An 18373-nucleotide genomic window follows, 5' to 3' on the forward strand; every position below is an offset into this window, starting at 1 on the left:
CAGCAGTGCACCCGCGCCGGGGCCGGGCGGGCCGTACCGCCCCGGGGGCGGCGGGCCGGCGGGGGTCTGCTGCCGCTGTTGACGAGGGTTACGGGAGTCCCGGCCGCGTCCGATCCTGAATCCTGCCACCCGTCGAACGTACCTCGTTCGGCGACCTGGAGAGCGCCCGTACGGGAGGAATGGGGGGCATCGCCGCCGACCTGTGACAGTCCCGGAGGGGCACCCCTAAGGGAGGGAGTGGTGCTGCCTCCACCCCGGTGGGTGGGGCAGCAGGGTTGACGGACCATGACGGGCTCCGGCGGCCGTGGGTTCGCGGAGCTGGCCGGCCGCCACGTGGGGTGTTCGACCGGGGGCTGGCCCCACCCCGGGTCCGGCGGTCAGCTGGCTGTCCCGGCGGCGCGCGGGCGTTCGACCATGATCGGGCCGGAATCCGCGATCCCCTCCCGCCACCCCGCCGTTGGGCGGTCGGGAGGTGTGGTCGCGGAACCAGATCGTGATCAACGGAGTCGGTAGATGCCCCAACTGTCCAAGAAGTCGACGGTCCTCACCGGTGCGGTGCTGATGGCCCTCACCGGCGGCGCGCTGGTGCCCGTACTGGCCAACGCCTCGTCGGACGAGCGGTCCACGGGCGGACAGGTGTCCTCGGAGGGGGTGTGGCGCACGGACGGCTACGGCGGCCTGATCACCGTCCGGGACGGGAAGCTGCGGGAGTACCAGACCACCTCGGTCAGCTGCCTGCCGGGAACGGTGGCGCGGCAGACCGGACAGACCGGACAGGCCGGACAGGCCGGGCAGACGGGGAAGGTCGGGAATGCCGAGGCCGTCGCGGGTGGTGCGGGTGGCGACGCGCGGAAGTACCTCACGCCCGACGGCCGCGCCCTGACCCTGCGCACGAACGGCGACCAACCGGACAGCGCCCGCCTGCACTACGCCGGCTCCCCGGGGTACCGAAAGCTGGAGCGGGTGTCCGAGTTGCCCGCCGAGTGCTCCCGTAAGGGGTCGGACGATCCGGTGGCGACCTTCGACACGTTCTGGCACAGCTTCGCGGAGAACTACCCGTTCTTCGCCGCCAAGGACGTCGACTGGCGGGAGCTACGGGAGCGCTATCGCCCGCGGGTCGACAAGGACACCACCGACGAGGAACTTTTCGCGATCTTCCGCCGGATGCTGGAGCCGCTGAACGACGCGCACGTCAGCCTCACCGACGGCGGTGACCGCTTCTTCGGCGAGACCCGCCCGGGCACCACCATGCCCACCGAGCAGCTGGACACGAAGGTCAAGAAGTACGTCGAGCGCACCGCCCTGCACGGCGAGGAGCTCACGGAGTACGCCCAGGGCCGGATCGGTTACGCGGACCTGCCGGACGGCCGGGGCTATCTGCGGGTCTCCGGCTTCATCGGATACGCGGACGTTCCCGAGGGAGAGGATCAGTACGCCGCGCAGAGCGCAGCGTTGGATGGGGTCCTGGACCGGATTCTCACCAGGAAACGGGTCGAGGGCATGCGCGGGCTGATCCTCGACCTGCGGGTGAACGGCGGTGGCGCGGACGGCCTGGGGCTCCAGCTCGCCTCCCGGCTGACCGACCGCGGGCATTTCGCGTACGCCAAGCGGGCCCGCAACGCCCCGGAGGACCCGAGCCGGTTCACCGAGGCACAGGAGCAGTACGTGCGTCCCGCGCCCGGCGTCCCCCGCTACACCGGGCCGATCGCGGTGCTGACCGGTGGCTCGACCGTGAGCGCGGGCGAGTCGTTCGTACAGGCGCTGATGGAACGGCCGGGACGCACGGTCCGGATCGGCCAGTCGACGCAGGGGGTCTTCTCGGACGTGCTGGAGCGCGCGCTGCCGAACGGCTGGCGGGTGTCGCTGCCGAACGAGGAGTTCCGCACGCGGGACGGCCGTACGTTCGACGGTACGGGCGTTCCGCCGCACCACGCGGAACCGGTCCTCACGGACGAGGAGTTCGAGCAGGGTCGGGACTCGGCCTTCGACCGGGCCTTGCGGGTGCTGGGGCAGCGGGGCTGAGCGGCCTGATCGAACCGCCGGCTTGAGCGCCCGGCTTGAGCCGAGGGCTTGGAGACTCCGCCGTCCCAGACCGCGAAGACCGCGTGCGTCAGAAGGTGGTAGAGACCGTGGACGACATCGAACTCGCCGAGGGCGTGCAGGATCTCGCCCACGTTCCGGCGCGTGATCTGGTAGGTCGTGGAACCGTCACGCCACAGGCTGGCCTGGTGTTCGATGCCCCACAGGCCAAGCCTGTCGATCACGGCTGGGGACGAGGTACCGCCGGGGCCGTGCGCTCGCCAATCCCCGGGCCAGGCGCGCCTGACACCGGGCCGGCCGGCGCCCGACGCCGGGCGCGTTCGGCGGCACGCGCTCGACGGACGCGCGGCCCAGCACTGCGGTTCGATCCGTTCGGGCGGTCAGATCCGTTCGGGCGGACGATCCCCAGGCGCCGGCCCGTCCGTCGCCGGCCCGTCCGTCGTCGTCGCGCCGGCCGCCGCTCCAGCCTCCGCGGGCGGTCTCGGTTCCTCGGAGGACACTGGGGCCGTGCCGGCCGTACGTCCCGCCGCGCGCTGCCGGTCCATCTCGCGCCACTCGGGGCGTAGGCCGGTGAGGTTGGTGGTCAGGAAGTACAGCGCACCGCCCGCCACCAGCACCGGGGCCAGCCCGAACGCGGTGACCGCCGCGCCCGCCAGCAGCCCGCCGAACGGGATGCCGGACCAGGCCATCGAGTCGCCCAGCGCACTCACCCGGCCGAGCAGGGGGCGCGGCACCCGCTCGAAGGAGACCGCGCCCAGGATCGGGTTCAGGAAGCCGGCGCCGAAGCCGCTGACCGCGAAGACCGCCGCCACCACCCACAGCGGCGCGTCAACCGCCAGTACGAGGAAGCGTGGCGCCCCGGCCAGCACGAAGCCGGCGAAGAACACCGGCCGCCGGCGCATCCGGTGTGCCACCGCCGCCGCGATCAGACTGCCGGCCACGCCGGCAATGCCCATGGCGCTCGCGGCTATGCCGAGGCCGGCGGGCCCGTGGCCGGACTCCTTCGCCCAGACGGGCAGCAGCAGTGAGTTGAGCGCCGCGTCCAGGAAGTTGATGAACCCCACCATGGTGATGACGGTGAAGAGCAGCGGGTCCCGGCGGAGGAAGGCGAAGCCCTCGCCGAACCGGCGCCAGTAGCCCGGCTCGCCCGCGCCCGCGTCGGCATCCGCGCCCCCGCCCGGTTCCGGGCGCGCGGGGCCGCGGCGTCCCATGGCACGGGGCAGCACCAGCGCGATGATCACGGAGCCGAGCGCGAAGCAGCCGGCGATGCCGAGCACCACCGGCACCGGACCGATCAGCGCGATCAGCGCGCCGCCCGCGGCCGGCCCGACCGTGGAGGCGAGCCGTTCGGTCACGCCGGCCAGGCCGGTGGCGCGCTCCAGGGCCACCTCGCCGCGTTCGGCGGCCTCCGGCGTCATGACGTGCTTGGCCAGGTCACCCGGCCCGCGCGCGGCGCCGATCAGCGCCACCAGGAGCAGCAGCAGCGGGAAGGTGAGCTGGTCCAGGGCGTAGAGCAGCGGGATGGCCGCGGCCGTGACGGCGCTGACCAGGTCGGTGACCCAGGAGACCGTACGTGGTCCGATCCGGTCCGCCAGCGGTCCGCTGAACGCCTTGACCAGGACGTACGGCGTCATCTCGGCGAACGCCACCAGGCCGGTCTGGGCCGCGCTTCCGGTGGTGACCAGAACGAACCAGGGCAGCGCGATCGCGGATACTCGGGTGGCCGTGTGCGCCACCGCGAGCGCGCCGAGCAGGCCGATCAGCGGTCTCGCCCGTTCCCGTCGGCGCCGGGCGGTGCCGGACCGGTCCGCTCCGGCGAGCGGGTCGCCGGTCATGTCGTCGATTCCGAGGGGCGGTCCGTCGACGGGGCGTCCGGCTCCGTGGGTTTCGACTGTGCCGGTTCAGACGGTACTCCGGGTCCGTACGGTGCCGCAGGCTCGTCACGTACGTCCGACCGGGCGTCCAGTTCGGGCAGCAGGTGCATGGCCAGGCTGACCCGCTCGGCTCCCGGAGGCACCCGGCCGGCCGGCGCGCTGGCCTCGCTCGTGGGGGCGCGCCGGTAGCGGGCGATGACGGCCCGCAGCTCGTCCCGCAGCCGCTGGCTCTCCTCCGGGGTGAGCAGCAGCGGCCAGTCGCTCAGGTCCAGGACGTCCCGCCAGGCGCGCGGCATGGTCGCCAACTCGCTGAGCACGCGATGGGTCCGTACGTTGTCGGTGGCCGCGATGGACTGGAGGTAGCTCAGTGTCGCCTCCGGCTCCTGGTCGGCGAGTTCGGCATGGGGGAACCAGGTGGACTGGTGCCTGGCACGCCACCACCGCTCGCGTGCGTTTCCCCGGGAGGTGTCCTCCTCCACGAAGCCGGCCGCGTCCAGCTGACGCAGGTGGTAGCTGGCCGTACCGGAGTTGACGCCGAGCCGCCGGGCGAGCTGGGTGGCCGTGCCGGGGCCGTCCTTGCGCAGCTGGCCCACCAACTGGACGCGCAGCGGGTGGGCGAGGGCGCGCAGGCCCTTGGCGTCGATGACGACGTCCCGCACCGGGTCTGGGCCGTCCGGGCCCGCCAGCGGACTGTTTCGCTCCATGGACACGATCGCAGAATAACCGCCAAGACTTCTTCGCAAACAGTCCTTTGCGAAGAAGTCTCCGTGATCCGGACCGTGGTGAGCCAGCGAGGGCGCGTGCTTGGTTCCGCCGCCCGCCCGCCCGCCCGCACGCAGACGGCCGGCCCACCGCTGTGCCGTGGGCCGGCCGGTTCCGCTTCGTACGATCCGAGCGGGTCCGTCGTCGAGGGGTTACGTCGCGGGCTCCGGCTCCGGCTCGTCCGCCGACTCCGCCTCGCCTTCCGGCGGATCGGCCGGCGGCGTCCGTACGGAGTCCAGCAGCAGCTGCGCCACGTCCACGACCTGCAGGTCCTCCTTGGCCTGGGACTGATCCGCGCCCTTCTTGCCATTGACCGAGTCGGTCAGCATCACCAGGCAGAACGGGCAGGCGGTGGAGACGATGTCCGGGTTCAGCGCGAGCGCCTCGTCCACCCGCTCGTTGTTGACGCGCTTGCCGATCCGCTCCTCCATCCACATCCGGGCGCCGCCGGCACCGCAGCAGAAGCCGCGTTCCTTGTGCCGGTGCATCTCCTCGTTGCGCAGGCCGGGGACCTTGCCGATGATCTCGCGGGGCGGCGTGTAGACCTTGTTGTGCCGGCCGAGGTAGCACGGGTCGTGGTAGGTGATGAGCCCCTCCACCGGGGTGACCGGGACCAGCCGGCCCTCGTCGATCAGGTGTTGCAGCAGCTGGGTGTGGTGGATGACCTCGAAGTGGCCGCCGAGCTGCGGGTACTCGTTGGCGAGGGTGTTGAAGCAGTGCGGGCAGGTGGCGACGATCCTCTTCCTGGACGCGGGCAGCTTCGTGCTCTCGTCCTCGTCGTCCTCGCCGAACGCGGCGTTGAGGTTCGACACGTTCTCCTCGCCGAGCTGCTGGAACAGGAACTCGTTCCCCAGCCGCCGCGCGGAGTCGCCGGTGCACTTCTCGTCGCCGCCCATGATCGCGAACTTCACGCCCGCCGTGTCCAGCAGTTCCGCGAAGGCCTTGGCGGTCTTCTTCGCCCGGTCCTCCAGGGCGCCGGCACAACCGACCCAGTAGAGGTAGTCGACCTCGGTGAGGTCCTCGACGGTCTTGCCCACCACCGGCACCTCGATGCCGGTCTCCTTCTGCAGCTCCTTCGTCCACTCCAGCCGCTGCTTCTTGGCCAGACCCCAGGGGTTGCCCTTCTTCTCCAGGTTCTTCAGCATCGTGCCCGCCTCCGACGGGAACGCGCTCTCGATCATGACCTGGTAGCGGCGCATGTCGACGATGTGGTCCACGTGCTCGATGTCCACCGGGCACTGCTCGACGCAGGCGCCGCAGGTGGTGCAGGACCACAGCACGTCCGGGTCGATGACGCCGTTCTCCTCCAGCGTGCCGACCAGCGGTCGCTCGGCCTCGGCGAGCGCCTCGGCCGGCACGTCCTTCAACTGCTCGGCGGTCGCCTTCTCCTCGCCCTCCATCGTCTTGCCGCCGCCGGCCAGCAGATACGGCGCCTTGGCGTGCGCGTGGTCGCGCAGCGACATGATCAGCAGCTTGGGGGACAGCGGCTTGCCGGTGTTCCAGGCGGGGCACTGCGACTGACAGCGCCCGCACTCCGTACAGGTGGAGAAGTCCAGCAGGCCCTTCCAGGAGAAGTCCTCGACCTGGGAGGCGCCGAAGCGGGTCTCCGCCGCGTCCTCGTCCTCGGAGTCGTCCAGCGCGGTCTCGAAGTCGATGACCTCGCCACCGGAGGTCATCGGGCGCAGACCGCCCAGCGCCGTGCCACCCCGGGCGTCGCGCTTGAACCAGATGTTGGGGAAGGCGAGGAAGCGGTGCCAGGCGACGCCCATGTTGGTGGTCAGTCCGACGACGATCATCCACGTGAAGGAGGTGCCGATCTTGATCATCGCGACCAGGTACGTGGCGTTCTGCAGGGCGCTCAGGCTCATCCCGTCGAAGGCCGCGACCAGCGGGTAGCTGATGAAGTACGCCGCCTCGTAGCCCTCGACGTGGTGCAGCGCGCCCTCCAGGCCGCGCAGCGTCAGGATGGACAGGCCGACGATCAGGATCACGGCCTCGACGAAGTACGCCTGCCCGGTCTTGGAGCCGGTGAAGCGGGACTTACGGCCGGCGCGGGCCGGTCCGCTCAGCTGTCGGATCACGATGAGGGTGAGGATGCCCAGCACCGTCATCAGGCCGAAGAACTCGACGTACATCTCGTACGGCGTCCAACTGCCGATCACCGGCAGCAGCCAGTCGGCCTGGAAGAGCTGCCCGAGGGCGTTGACGAGGGTCAGCAACAGGGTGAGGAAGCCGACGGCCACGAACCAGTGCGCGACGCCGACGATCCCCCAGCGGTTCATCCTGGTGTGGCCGAGGAACTCCCGCGCGAGGGTGAGGGTGCGCTGTCCCGGCTCATCGGTACGACTCCCGGCGGGCACGGGCTGGCCCAGCCTCACGGACTGGAGGATCTGGGCGATGGCGCGCGCGAACAGCGCGATGCCGACCGCGGTCAGCACCAACGAGACGACGATCGCGGCGAGTTGCATGGGGGCTCCTCGGACCTGCGGGGGCGAGCTATTTACCGATCAGTAACTTATCCGGTTCGTACGAGCCTACCCACTATCCCGGCAGGGCTGTACCCGACCGTGTGGTGATCTGCGTCGCGGGTGAGGCGGAGGTACCGTTCTTCAACAATGCACGCGAACCGGGGTGAACCAGATGAAACTCCCAAGGTACGGATCTACGACCGTGCCTTGCTGGTGCTTCCATGGCTGCTGATCCTCGGAGTGTTCGTGGCCGAACTGGTACGGGAGCTGGCCTCCGGCGAGGAGTTGCAGGTCGGCTCCCTGCTCTCGCCCGCCCCCGCGCTTGCGGCCATCCGCGGTGGCCGTCGTGCCGTGCTGACGGTGTCGTTGGCCGCCAGTGCCGCCGCCTTCTACACCTTCGCCTCGCATGAGACGCTCAGCGCCAGCCAGCGAAGCACCTCACTGAGCGCGGTGCTCGTCGTGAGCGTCGCCAGCGTGTCCGCCGCCAACCTCCGGGAGCGCCGGGCGGCCCAGCTGACCCAGGTGCAGCGGGTGGCCGAGGCCGCCCAGCTCGCCGTGCTACGCCCGATGCCCCAGCAGGTCGGCGATCTCCGGCTCGCCGTCCGCTACGTCGCCGCCGAGTCGGAGGCGCGGATCGGCGGCGACCTGTACGAGGCGGTCGTACGCCCGCACAGCACCCGATTCATCATCGGTGACGTGCGTGGCAAGGGGCTCCCAGCCATCCGTACGGCCGCGGCGGTGCTCGGTACGTTTCGGGAGGCGGCGCAGTACGAACCCACGCTGTCCCGGATCGCGATCCGCTGCTCGGAGTCCGTCGCCCGGCTGGACCGCAGCTCGGTGGAGAACGGGCAGCAGCCCCCTCCCCGTTCGGGACGGCAGGCCCCGCCCCGGGTTGCCGACGATCCGGCGGAGCTGTTCGTGACCGCGATCGTGCTGGAGATCGAGGGCCCGGTGCTGCGGCTGGTGAACCTGGGCCACCCGGCGCCGCTGCTGCTGTCCGGGCCGGCCGTCGAGTACGTACGCCCGGCCGAGTACGTACCCCCGCTCGGCCTCGCGCACCAGCTGTACGAGGACCTGCCGGCGCAGGTGCACGCGTGGCGGCCCGGTGACCGCCTGCTGCTGTACACCGACGGTATCGCGGAGGCCCGGGATCGGAACGGGCAGTTCTTCCCGCTGGTCGAGTGCGTGAGTTCGCTGCTGGGGACGCCGACCGGGCAACTGCCGGACGCCCTGCTGCGTGCGGTGGACCGGCACGGCGGACAGCGGTTGAAGGACGACGCGGCGGTGTTGCTCGTGGAGTGGCGCGGGGAGTGGCCCGTGGAGTGACGCACGCGCGTACCGCGCCCGCGTGTCGTTCGCCCGGTCTATTTCGGTTCACCTCGGTTCCGCCTCAGTCTCGAGTCTCGCGAAGGGCCGTGACGGCCCATGCGGGCAGCGTGGAGGCGCTGTGAACAGCGGAAACGTGGGTCTGCCTGTAAAGAGAGCATAAGAGTTGAGCCTGCTTCGCTCAGGGCATTTGACGCGCCGGGGGCGGCTCGTGCACTCTTGAGCCAGATCAACTCAATGCTTAGCTGGAGGAACGAAAATGGCACGTGCGGTCGGCATCGACCTGGGTACGACGAACTCCGTCGTCAGTGTTCTCGAGGGCGGTGAGTCCACCGTCATCACCAACGCCGAGGGCGCCAGGACCACGCCGTCCGTCGTCGCCTTCGCGAAGAACAGCGAAGTGCTGGTCGGCGAGGTGGCCAAGCGGCAGGCTGTGACCAACGTGGACCGGACGGTCCGTTCGGTCAAGCGCCACATGGGCACTGACTGGAAGATCAACCTGGACGGCAAGGACTTCAACCCGCAGCAGATGAGCGCCTTCGTGCTGCAGAAGCTGAAGCGGGACGCCGAGGCGTACGTCGGCGACACCGTCACGGACGCGGTCATCACCGTCCCCGCCTACTTCAACGACCACGAGCGGCAGGCCACCAAGGAGGCCGGCGAGATCGCCGGGCTGAACGTCCTGCGTATCGTCAACGAGCCGACGGCCGCCGCGCTGGCGTACGGCCTGGAGAAGGAAGACCAGACCATCCTGGTCTTCGACCTCGGTGGCGGCACCTTCGACGTCTCGCTGCTGGAGATCGGCGACGGCGTCGTCGAGGTCAAGGCCACCAACGGCGACAACGCGCTCGGTGGCGACGACTGGGACCAGCGGGTCGTCGACCACCTGGTCAAGCAGTTCCAGTCCGGACACGGCGTGGACCTCAGCAAGGACAAGATGGCGCTTCAGCGCCTCCGGGAGGCCGCGGAGAAGGCGAAGATCGAGCTGTCGAGCTCGACCGAGACCACCATCAACCTTCCGTACATCACCGCCTCCGCCGAGGGTCCGCTGCACCTGGACGAGAAGCTGACCCGGGCGCAGTTCCAGCAGCTGTCCCAGGACCTGCTGGAGCGCTGCAAGACGCCGTTCGGCAACGTCATCAAGGACGCCGGCATCCAGCTGTCCGAGATCGACCACGTCGTGCTGGTCGGCGGCTCCACCCGGATGCCCGCCGTGGCCGAGCTGGTCAAGGAGCTGACCGCCGGTAAGGAGGCCAACAAGGGCGTCAACCCGGACGAGGTCGTCGCCCGGGGTGCCGCGCTGCAGGCCGGCGTGCTCAAGGGCGAGGTCAAGGACGTCCTGCTGCTGGACGTCACCCCGCTGTCCCTCGGCATCGAGACCAAGGGCGGCATCATGACCAAGCTGATCGAGCGGAACACCACGATTCCGACGAAGCGCTCGGAGATCTTCACGACGGCCGAGGACAACCAGCCGTCCGTGCAGATCCAGGTCTACCAGGGCGAGCGTGAGATCGCGGCGTACAACAAGAAGCTCGGGATGTTCGAGCTGACCGGGCTGCCCCCGGCGCCGCGCGGCGTGCCGCAGATCGAGGTCACCTTCGACATCGACGCGAACGGCATCATGCACGTCGCCGCGAAGGATCTGGGCACCGGCAAGGAGCAGAAGATGACCGTCACCGGCGGCTCCGCGCTGCCGAAGGACGACATCGAGCGGATGATGCGGGACGCCGAGCAGTACGCCGACGAGGACGCCAAGCGTCGGGAGGCCGCCGAGACCCGCAACCAGGCCGAGCAGCTCGTCTACACCACCGAGAAGTTCCTCGCGGACAACGACGAGAAGGTCCCGGGTGACGTCAAGAGCGAGGTGGAGACGGCGCTGGCGGACCTGAAGGAGAAGCTGAAGGGCGGCGAGGACGGCGAGGACACCGCGGCCATCCGGGAGGCCTCCGAGCGGGTCGCGGCCACCAGCCAGAAGCTCGGCCAGGCGCTGTACGCCGACGCCGAGGCCGCCCAGGGTGCCGCCGGTGGCGCGGAGGGTGCCCAGGCCGGCGGTGACGCCAAGGCCGAGGGTCCGGCTGACGACGACGTCGTCGACGCCGAGATCGTGGATGACGAGAAGCCCAAGGACGGTGCAGCGTGACCGAGGAGACGCCGGGCTTCGCACAGGAGCCCGAGGTCCCCGACGAAGCCGCACAGGACGCGAAGTCCACGTCATCGGACGATGCGGTGAAGTCCGCCGGGTCCGGCTCCGAGAAGGAGTCGGCCCCGGCGGGCGAGGCCGGGGAGATCGACGAGGAGTTGCAGAGCCAGATCGCGGGGGACGCGGCACTGACGGCCCAGCTGGACCAGAGCCGTACGGCGCTGCACGAGCGCACCCAGGACCTGCAGCGGCTGCAGGCGGAGTTCCAGAACTACCGCCGCCGGGTCGAGCGGGACCGCAAGGCCGTCAAGGAGATCGCGGTCGCGAACCTCCTGACGGAGCTCCTTCCGGTGCTGGACGACATCGGCCGTGCCCGGGACCACGGCGAGTTGGTCGGCGGCTTCAAGTCCGTCGCCGAGTCGCTCGAGACGGTCGTGGCGAAGATGGGCCTGCTGCAGTTCGGCAAGGAGGGCGAGCCCTTCGACCCGACGGTGCACGAGGCGCTGATGCACTCGTACTCCCCGGATGTGGAGGAGACGACGTGCGTGCAGATCCTGCAACCCGGGTATCGCATCGGCGACCGCACGATCCGTGTGGCGCGGGTGGGGGTCGCCGAGCCGCAACCAGGCGCCTCGCCCCAGTCGCAGACTGACGACGAGGCAACCGGCAAGGCCGACGAGGACAGCGCTGATCCCGACGAGGGCTGAGACGCCGATCGGATGACCGACCAGATGGAAGAACGGGAGGAGGGACGCCGGGGATGAGCACCAAGGACTTCATCGAGAAGGACTATTACAAGGTCCTCGGCGTCCCGAAGGACGCTACCGAGGCAGAGATCAAGAAGGCGTACCGGAAGCTCGCCCGCGAGAACCACCCGGACGCCAACCGCGGGGACGCCAAGGCCGAGGAGCGGTTCAAGGACGCCTCCGAGGCGTACGACGTGCTGGGCGACACCAAGCGTCGCAAGGAGTACGACGAGGCCCGCACCCTCTTCGGGAACGGCGGCTATCGCCCCGGCCCCGGCGCGGGCGGCGGCACGGGCAGCTTCAACTTCGACCTCGGCGACCTCTTCGGCGGCACCCAGGGACCCGGCGGCACGGGCGGTGGCCCCGGCGGGGCCGGCGGCTTCGGCGGCGGTCTCGGCGATGTCTTCGGCGGGCTGTTCAACCGTGGCGGCGGCACCACCCGCACCCAGCCGCGGCGTGGCCAGGACGTCGAGTCGGAGGTGACGCTCAGCTTCACCGAGGCGGTGGACGGCGCGACCGTGCCGCTGCGGATGTCCTCCTCGGCCGCCTGCAAGAGCTGTGCCGGCACCGGCGACAAGAACGGCTCACCGCAGGTGTGCCCCACCTGTGTGGGCACCGGCCAGGTCAGCCGGGGCGGCGGTGGGGGCTTCTCGCTCACCGATCCCTGCGTGGACTGCAAGGGGCGCGGCCTGATCGCGCAGGACCCCTGTGAGAACTGCAAGGGCAGCGGTCGGGCGACGAGTTCCCGCACCATGCAGGTGCGTATCCCGGCCGGCGTGACGGACGCGCAGCGTATCCGGCTGCGCGGCAAGGGCGCGCCCGGGGAGCGCGGCGGGCCGAACGGCGACCTGTACGTCATCGTGCACGTCGACAAGCACCCGGTGTTCGGGCGGCGCGGCGACAACCTCACCGTGACCGTCCCGGTCACCTTCCCGGAGGCCGCGCTGGGCGGGGACATCGCCGTGCCCACGCTCGGCGGCCCGCCGGTGACCCTGAAGCTGCCGCCGGGCACCCCCAGCGGTCGTACGATGCGCGCTCGGGGCAAGGGCGCGGTGCGCAAGGACGGGACGCGGGGCGATCTCCTCGTCACGATCGAGGTGACCGTGCCGAAGGACCTGAGCGACAAGGCACGGGACACCCTGGAGTCCTACCGGGACGCGAGTCCCGCCGAGGACCCCAGAGAAGCGCTGTTCAAGGCCGCGAAGGGAGACTGAGATGGTCGGCCGAGGTGGGCGCAGCCAGCAATTCGGCGGCACAGGGCCGTACGAACTGACCGACGAGACCCCGGTGTACGTCATCTCCGTCGCCGCCCAGCTCTCCGGACTGCATCCGCAGACGCTGCGGCAGTACGACCGGATGGGCCTGGTCTCGCCCGACCGTACCCCGGGCCGGGGCCGCCGCTACTCGGCGCGGGACATCGAACTGCTCCGACAGGTCCAGCAGTTGAGCCAGGACGAGGGCATCAACCTCGCCGGGATCAAGCGGATCATCGAGCTGGAGAACCAGGTGGCCGCGCTGCAGGCGCGAGCCGCCGAGCTGCAGCAGGCGGTGGAGGGCGCGGCCGTGGCCATGCGCCACCGCGAGGCGCAGGTGCACGCTTCGTACCGGCGGGACCTGGTGCCGTACGAGGACGTGCAGCAGTCCAGCGCGCTGGTGGTGTGGCGCCCGGGCCGGCGCGGGAGGTGAGCCCGCGCGCGTGCGACGTGCTCGCGCGCACGCGGTAGCTCCCCGGGTCGCGCCGTGACCCGGGGCCCGTGACCCGTCACCCGTGATCAACTGTGGGGGCGTGCCTGGCGCACGCCCCCAGCGTCATGTCCGGAGGTCGACCGGACGTGTCGCCCGCTCGAACCGGGATGCCGATCCCCCGGCTCCGTCCGTACGGGTCGTGGGGCGGCTCCCCTCCCCCCTGCGTTTCCCCCAGGAGCCGCCCCGGCCCGTTGGATACACGGCACTCCCGAATGGTTGTCCGCCCGGATGTGAAGGATCAGTGACGGCCGTGGCGCTCCGGTGGGCGTCAGCACGCGGTTTCAGGCGCGACCCCGCACCGCGTCCTCCAGGCCCTGGATGTCGATCTTCTTCATGCCGAGCATCGCGCGCATCGCCCGCTGACTGGTCTCCGGGTCCGGATCGCTCTGCAACTCCATCAGCCGCCGCGGCACGATCTGCCAGGACAGGCCGTACTTGTCGGTCAGCCAGCCGCAGTCGCCCTCCGCGCCGCCCGCGCCCAGTCGCTCCCAGAAGTAGTCCACCTCGGACTGCGGTCCGCAGTCGACGAAGAGCGAGATGGCCTCGCTGAAACGGAACTCCGGGCCCCCGTTCAGCGCGACGAACCGCTGCCCGGCCAGCTCGAAGGTGACGGTCATGACCGAGCCGTCGGTACGGGGGCCCGCGTCGCCGTAGCGCTGGATGTCGACGATCCGGGAGTCCTCGAAGATGGCGGTGTAATACCGCGCGGCCTCCTCGGCCTGTTCGTCGAACCACAGGAAGGTGACGATCTTCTGCATGGTGCTCTCCTCATTCCGTTGCCCGCTCCGGTGTTCCGGTGCTCGCGGCGTCCGTCGTCCCGCTCACTGAGACGGACGGGTGCCCCCGCCCAAACTCATCGCGCCCCCGTCGGAGCCGACACCCGCTCGCGGTCACGGCGGCACCAGCGCGGGCTCGCCCGGCTCCCGCCCGCCCGGGTGCCGATGCCGCCAGATCCAGAACACCGCGCAGGAGAGGATCGCCCAGCCGGCCAGTACGAGATACGGGCCCGGGTGCTGCGCCTCGGGGAAGTACACGGCGGTGTGCTGCGCGTTCACGGAGGCGCCCGGCGGCAGCCAGCGACCGATCTCACCCAGCGGGGAGGGCAGTAGCGGCCAGGAGACGGCGCCGCCCGAGGACGGGTTGCCGAGCAGCACCATCAGGCCCCAGGTCGGGATGATGGCCCATCGCCCGAAGAGGGTGTTGAACATCGTGAAGACCATCCCGGAGGCGAACATCGTGAGCGAGAGGATCACCCAGGAGAGCGGGAACGTCAGCGCGACCGCGTCCAGCAGCCAGCGCACGACCGCGTGGATCACGAAGCCGCCCATGAGGGAGTACAGCGCGGTGAAGGCGATCCGCTCGGGCGGGTTCAGCCCCTTCGCGTGCACGTTCAGCTGGACGGCGCCGACGAAGCCGATGATGACCGCGGCGAGCGAGATGTAGAAGAGCGCCAGGCCGCGTGGATCACCCCGGTCCAGGGGCTTCAGGTCGTCGATCGACAGCCGCACCCCGGTCGTCTCGGCGACCTGCGGAGCCGTCTCGGTCAGCACCTGCGCCACCGAGTCGCCGGCGGCGCTGGCGACACCCAGCTTGACGCTCTGGTCCGAGGGAAAGCGCAGGACCGCGAACACCCGCTGGTCCTCCACGGCGCTCTGCGCGTCCTCGTACGACCGCATCCGGCGCAGGTCCATCTCGGAGTCCAGGGCCTTCTCCAGGCCGGCGAGGAACCGGGCGGACTTCCCGTCGTTCAAGGCGGACTTGCTGACCACCGCGACGGGCAGGTCGTTCGGGGTCGGGTCCGCCATGGCGTAGGTGTACGAGCCGGCGAACAGACCGGCGGCGGCGGTGAGGATCAGCGCCAGCATGGTGGCCGGGAAGAACGGACCGGCGCGGTACGCCGCCCAGTGGCCGCGCACCCCGGACGGCCGGGGGGTGGCCGGGGCGGTGGCCAGGTCGGACAGTTCGTACGAGTCGGAGCCCTGCGAGCTGTCCGAACGCTGCGACCCGTTCGACCCGTTCGACCTGTTCGTGCTGGCCGACTCGCCCGTGGGCTCCGACTCGTCCGGAGCGCTCGCGTCATTCGCGCGGTCTGCGTCGTCCGCCCGGTCCCTGCCGTCCCTGCCGTCCCCGCCGTCCTTGTCGTCCGAGCCCTCGGAGTCCGGGTGCCGGTGCTGATCACTCATGCGAATCAGCTTAAAGCGGACTAGTCGCCCATTCTCGGCTCCTTCGCGGCTTCCTCGTCCCTTCGGCTGGCACCGTCCCGCGGCGCCCCGCCCGCCGGCTGGTCCGCCGGACTGTCAGTAGCCTCGCCCGCCGGCTCGGCGTGCCCGTCGTGCCGTGCGTCGCCGCCGTCACGTACGGGCCCGCCGCGCGCTCGCCGGCGGTTCCACAACGCCGTGCCGACCAGCACCGCCGCCACCAGTACGAGCAGCAGCACCGCGTCCGGCACGGTGTTCCCCACCCGGCTCACCCAGCGTTCGACGGCGAACGTGCTGTCCACGTCGAGCAGCCCGGGCAGCGCCGAGGTGCCGTCGTACCGCAGGAACAGCGTGCCGAGCAGGATGAAGAACAGCCCGGACAGCAGCGAGTTGGTGTGCAGCCGCAGCCTTCCCAGGACCAGCTCCCGCCCGCGCAGCCAGCGACGCCGACCCAGCTCGAAGCGGTCCCACAGCAGTGCCAGCAGGAACAGCGGTACCGCCATGCCCAGCGCGTACACGGCGAGCAGCATCCCGCCGTAGAACGGACTCCCGCTGACCGCGGCCACCGTCAGCACGCTGCCGAGGATGGGCCCGGCACAGAAGCCGGCGAGTCCGTAGACCGCGCCGAGGGCGTAGACGGAGAGCGCGGTCGTGGGGCGGATGCGCCCGGAGGCCTCCTGAAGCCGCCGGGAGGCGAAGCCGAGGCCCAGGATCTGCAGCACGCCCAGGGCGATGATCAGCCAGCCGCCGGTCAGCACGAGGGTGTCCCGATGACCGTAGAAGAGCCGTCCGGCGAACGAACCCGCCGCGCCGAGCGGGACCAGGGTGGTGGTGAGGCCGAGATAGAAGATCCCGGTGCGGGCCAGCAGCCGCCCGACGGCGCCGACGGAGTACGCGAAGAACGCCGGCAGCAGCAGCGCGCTGCACGGGCTGAGCAGCGCGAGCAGTCCGCCCAGGAATGCCGCGAGGTAGCCGATGTCAGTCATTTGCCCGCTCCCGAGCCGTCGTCCCCGGCGTCCTTGGCAGCGTCCGCCGCGCTCTCGACGGCGTCCTCGAAGACGCTCAGGGGCTGGGCACCGGCGATCGGCTCGCCGCCCACGAGGAAGGAGGGAGTGCTCGTCGCGCCCAGCTGGTATGCCTCCTGACGGTCCCGCTCCAGGGCCTTCCGCCCCTGCTCGCCCCGCCGGTCCCGGTGGAAGCGGTCCATGTTCTTCACACCGGCCTCCTCGGCGAGTTCGGTCAGCCGTGCCTTGTCGTAGCCCTTCTTGACCATGTCCTCGTCGGCGTACGCGGCCTCGTGGAACTGCCAGAAGCGGCCCTGCTGGCCGGCGGCCCAGGCCGCGAGGGCGGCCCGTTCGGAGTCCTTGCCGAAGACCGGGAAGTTGCGCCACTCGATGCGCAGCACGCCCTCGTCGACGTACTTCTCGATCAGCTCCTGTTCGGTGTCCCGGGCGAACTTGCCGCAGAACGGGCAGGCGAAGTCCGCGTACTCGATCAGCACGACGGGCGCGTCCTCGTCCCCCATCGCGAGCGGGTCGTCGGCGTCGCGTCGCTCGAGCGCGGCAAGCTGTGAGGAGCCGCCGTCCTGATCGTCGTTGGTGTCCTCCTCGACGGTGGCGGCGGCTCCGTCGTCCTCGGAGTCACCACCGCTGGTCGCGGCGTACTGCGACAGCCAGCCGACCAGCAGGGCGGCGAGCGCGATGCCGACGATCAGCAGCACGCGCTTATTGGGGATGTTGCGGGTGGGCGTGGACATGAGGCTCCTAGGAGAGTGTGGTGGGGTCGCGCGCGGCTGGACGGGCGTACGCGGAGGCGTGCGCGGGCGTGCGCCGTGCGCGGTGTGTCACGTGGGGTGAGGGTGAGGTGGGCCGGACGTGCCGGCGTGGACCTCAGGCCCGTACCGGACAGGCGACCTCGCCCGCCAGGCGGCGCACGGTCGCGAAGGTCAGCAGCGCGAGGGAGAGCACCGCGATCAGCGGCTGCACGGGCGCCCAGACCTGCATCGCGCCGGAGGTGCCGAGCAGCAGGAGCACGAGCTTGTTGCACACCGGGCAGCCGACGGCGAAGTACGCCAGCAGGCCGGAGGCCGTGCCCAGCCGCTGCCCGAGCCGCGCCGAGCCCTGCGCGGGGTCGGTGCGGTCGGTGCTGTCGGTGTCCGGTTCCTCGCGGGCGGGGTCCTCCGTCGGATCGTGAGCCGGTACCCCGGCCTGGGTGGTCTCGGCCACACCGGCGGTCTCGGCCGTCCTGCCCGTACGCACGTAGCTGGCCACCAGTACGCCCCCCAGCAGCGCGGTCAACACCAGCACCGGGACGTTCCACCACTCGACGGGGGTCATCCGGGCGAAGAACGGGTTCGGGACCACCGCCGTGGGCAGCCCCACGGCGAGCGCGCTCAGCACCCCGGCGCCCGCCGCCGCTGCCCAGCGCCGTGCCGGCCACCCGGCCAGGGCGCTGAGGGAGAGGCGTACGGGACGGGCGAGGCGCTGGGCCGGTGTCGGGCGGGGAACGACCGCCAGGGCCGCCGGGTCGGCTGGGGCCGCCGCATCAGCTGGGGCTGCCGGGTCGGATCGGTCGGCTGAGGCACGGGTGCCGCGAGACCGCATACGGGAACTCCTGTCCTGGGGCACGCACGGCGGACGTGCGTACGGGCGCGGGGTGGGTAGGGCGCGCGGTGGCGCGTATGGGCCTACGGGCGGGCATACGCGCCGTCGAGCGCTTCTACACGCGCAGGACGGAGAGCTGGACGGGGGAGGGGGCCTCGGCGAGGTCCGGACCGCGTATGGGCGGCGAACTGTGCGCGCTGGCCAGCGCGGCCTGTGACTCCGGTTCCGCACAGGGCTCGAGCAGCGGCGGCTGCGGGGAGGGATGCGCGGTGCCGTTCGGCAGGACCGGCGGGAGCGAGTCGTCGGGGGCAGGGGCGCGGCAACCGGGACGGTCGTCGATCGGCTGCGCGCTGTGCTGATCCGTTGCCCCACTGCCCCGGGGCGACAGCCCGCCGGCCTCGGTGGTGCTGGTGTAGGCCGCGCCGCTGGCGGCCGTGCGGGCCGCACCGACCGGGCCCGCGGGCTCGGCC

The 18373-nt window shown here is 71.1% G+C and carries 14 protein-coding genes and 2 pseudogenes; 6 read left to right on the forward strand and 10 right to left on the reverse strand.

The features are described from left to right. Window positions 1-129, reverse strand: a pseudogene (locus tag AN216_RS31130) (YIP1 family protein); the annotation flags it as partial. 384 nt (window positions 130-513) lie between these two features. Between AN216_RS31130 and AN216_RS21450 the strand changes: the two are divergent. Then, window positions 514-2022, forward strand: a complete 1509-nt coding sequence (locus AN216_RS21450) for a S41 family peptidase (RefSeq protein WP_338059274.1) — start codon at window positions 514-516, stop codon at window positions 2020-2022. A 398-nt stretch (window positions 2023-2420) separates the two neighbouring features. Here AN216_RS21450 and AN216_RS21455 read toward each other — a convergent pair whose 3' ends face one another. From AN216_RS21455 to AN216_RS21465, 3 genes are all read right to left on the reverse strand, one after another. Beyond that, window positions 2421-3875: an MFS transporter gene (locus AN216_RS21455; protein WP_079166821.1), complete on the reverse strand. Its 1455-nt coding sequence runs from the start codon at window positions 3873-3875 to the stop codon at window positions 2421-2423. Then, window positions 3872-4618, reverse strand: a complete 747-nt coding sequence (locus AN216_RS21460; RefSeq protein WP_070198351.1) for a winged helix-turn-helix domain-containing protein — start codon at window positions 4616-4618, stop codon at window positions 3872-3874. The genes AN216_RS21455 and AN216_RS21460 overlap by 4 nt, the downstream gene beginning before the upstream one ends. A gap of 210 nt (window positions 4619-4828) precedes the next feature. Further along, window positions 4829-7144, reverse strand: coding sequence for a (Fe-S)-binding protein (locus AN216_RS21465; RefSeq protein WP_070198352.1), 2316 nt, complete (start codon window positions 7142-7144; stop codon window positions 4829-4831). A 147-nt stretch (window positions 7145-7291) separates the two neighbouring features. Between AN216_RS21465 and AN216_RS21470 the strand changes: the two genes are divergently transcribed. The 5 genes from AN216_RS21470 (at window position 7292) to AN216_RS21490 (ending at window position 13042) form a co-directional block, all read left to right on the forward strand. Beyond that, window positions 7292-8470: a PP2C family protein-serine/threonine phosphatase gene (locus AN216_RS21470; RefSeq protein WP_079166822.1), complete on the forward strand. Its 1179-nt coding sequence runs from the start codon at window positions 7292-7294 to the stop codon at window positions 8468-8470. A gap of 259 nt (window positions 8471-8729) precedes the next feature. Next, window positions 8730-10610, forward strand: a complete 1881-nt coding sequence (dnaK, locus tag AN216_RS21475) for a molecular chaperone DnaK (protein WP_070198353.1) — start codon at window positions 8730-8732, stop codon at window positions 10608-10610. Beyond that, entirely contained in the window at window positions 10607-11317 is a 711-nt protein-coding gene (gene grpE, locus AN216_RS21480; protein WP_070198354.1) for a nucleotide exchange factor GrpE, read from the forward strand. Before dnaK ends, grpE begins: the two co-directional genes overlap by 4 nt. Before the next feature lie 53 nt (window positions 11318-11370). Continuing rightward, window positions 11371-12570 (forward strand): molecular chaperone DnaJ, encoded by a 1200-nt coding sequence (gene dnaJ / locus AN216_RS21485; RefSeq protein ID WP_070198355.1) that lies wholly within the window; start codon window positions 11371-11373, stop codon window positions 12568-12570. Between the two features lies 1 nt (window position 12571). Then, window positions 12572-13042, forward strand: coding sequence for a heat shock protein transcriptional repressor HspR (locus AN216_RS21490; RefSeq protein ID WP_070198356.1), 471 nt, complete (start codon window positions 12572-12574; stop codon window positions 13040-13042). A 341-nt stretch (window positions 13043-13383) separates the two neighbouring features. On the opposite strand, the gene AN216_RS21495 is transcribed toward AN216_RS21490, so the two are convergent. The 6 genes and pseudogenes from AN216_RS21495 to AN216_RS29420 all read right to left on the reverse strand — a co-directional run. Continuing rightward, a complete protein-coding gene (locus AN216_RS21495) occupies window positions 13384-13860 on the reverse strand; it encodes a VOC family protein (protein ID WP_070198357.1) in 477 nt (158 codons plus the stop codon). 132 nt (window positions 13861-13992) lie between these two features. Next, window positions 13993-15285, reverse strand: a complete 1293-nt coding sequence (locus tag AN216_RS21500; RefSeq protein WP_244502572.1) for an ABC transporter permease — start codon at window positions 15283-15285, stop codon at window positions 13993-13995. 20 nt (window positions 15286-15305) lie between these two features. After that, entirely contained in the window at window positions 15306-16286 is a 981-nt protein-coding gene (locus AN216_RS21505; protein ID WP_079166823.1) for a cytochrome c biogenesis CcdA family protein, read from the reverse strand. Then, window positions 16283-17056 (reverse strand): DsbA family protein, encoded by a 774-nt coding sequence (locus tag AN216_RS21510; protein WP_070198358.1) that lies wholly within the window; start codon window positions 17054-17056, stop codon window positions 16283-16285. Before AN216_RS21510 ends, AN216_RS21505 begins: the two co-directional genes overlap by 4 nt. 133 nt (window positions 17057-17189) lie before the next feature. Further along, the gene (locus AN216_RS31135) at window positions 17190-17903 is read right to left on the reverse strand and encodes a hypothetical protein (RefSeq protein WP_420855783.1); all 714 of its coding nucleotides are present in this window, start codon (window positions 17901-17903) and stop codon (window positions 17190-17192) included. Window positions 17904-18018: 115 nt separating this feature from the next. After that, a pseudogene (locus AN216_RS29420) lies at window positions 18019-18373 on the reverse strand (hypothetical protein); the annotation flags it as partial.

Source organism: Streptomyces oceani (assembly GCF_001751245.1).
Lineage (GTDB): Bacteria > Actinomycetota > Actinomycetes > Streptomycetales > Streptomycetaceae > Streptomyces > Streptomyces oceani.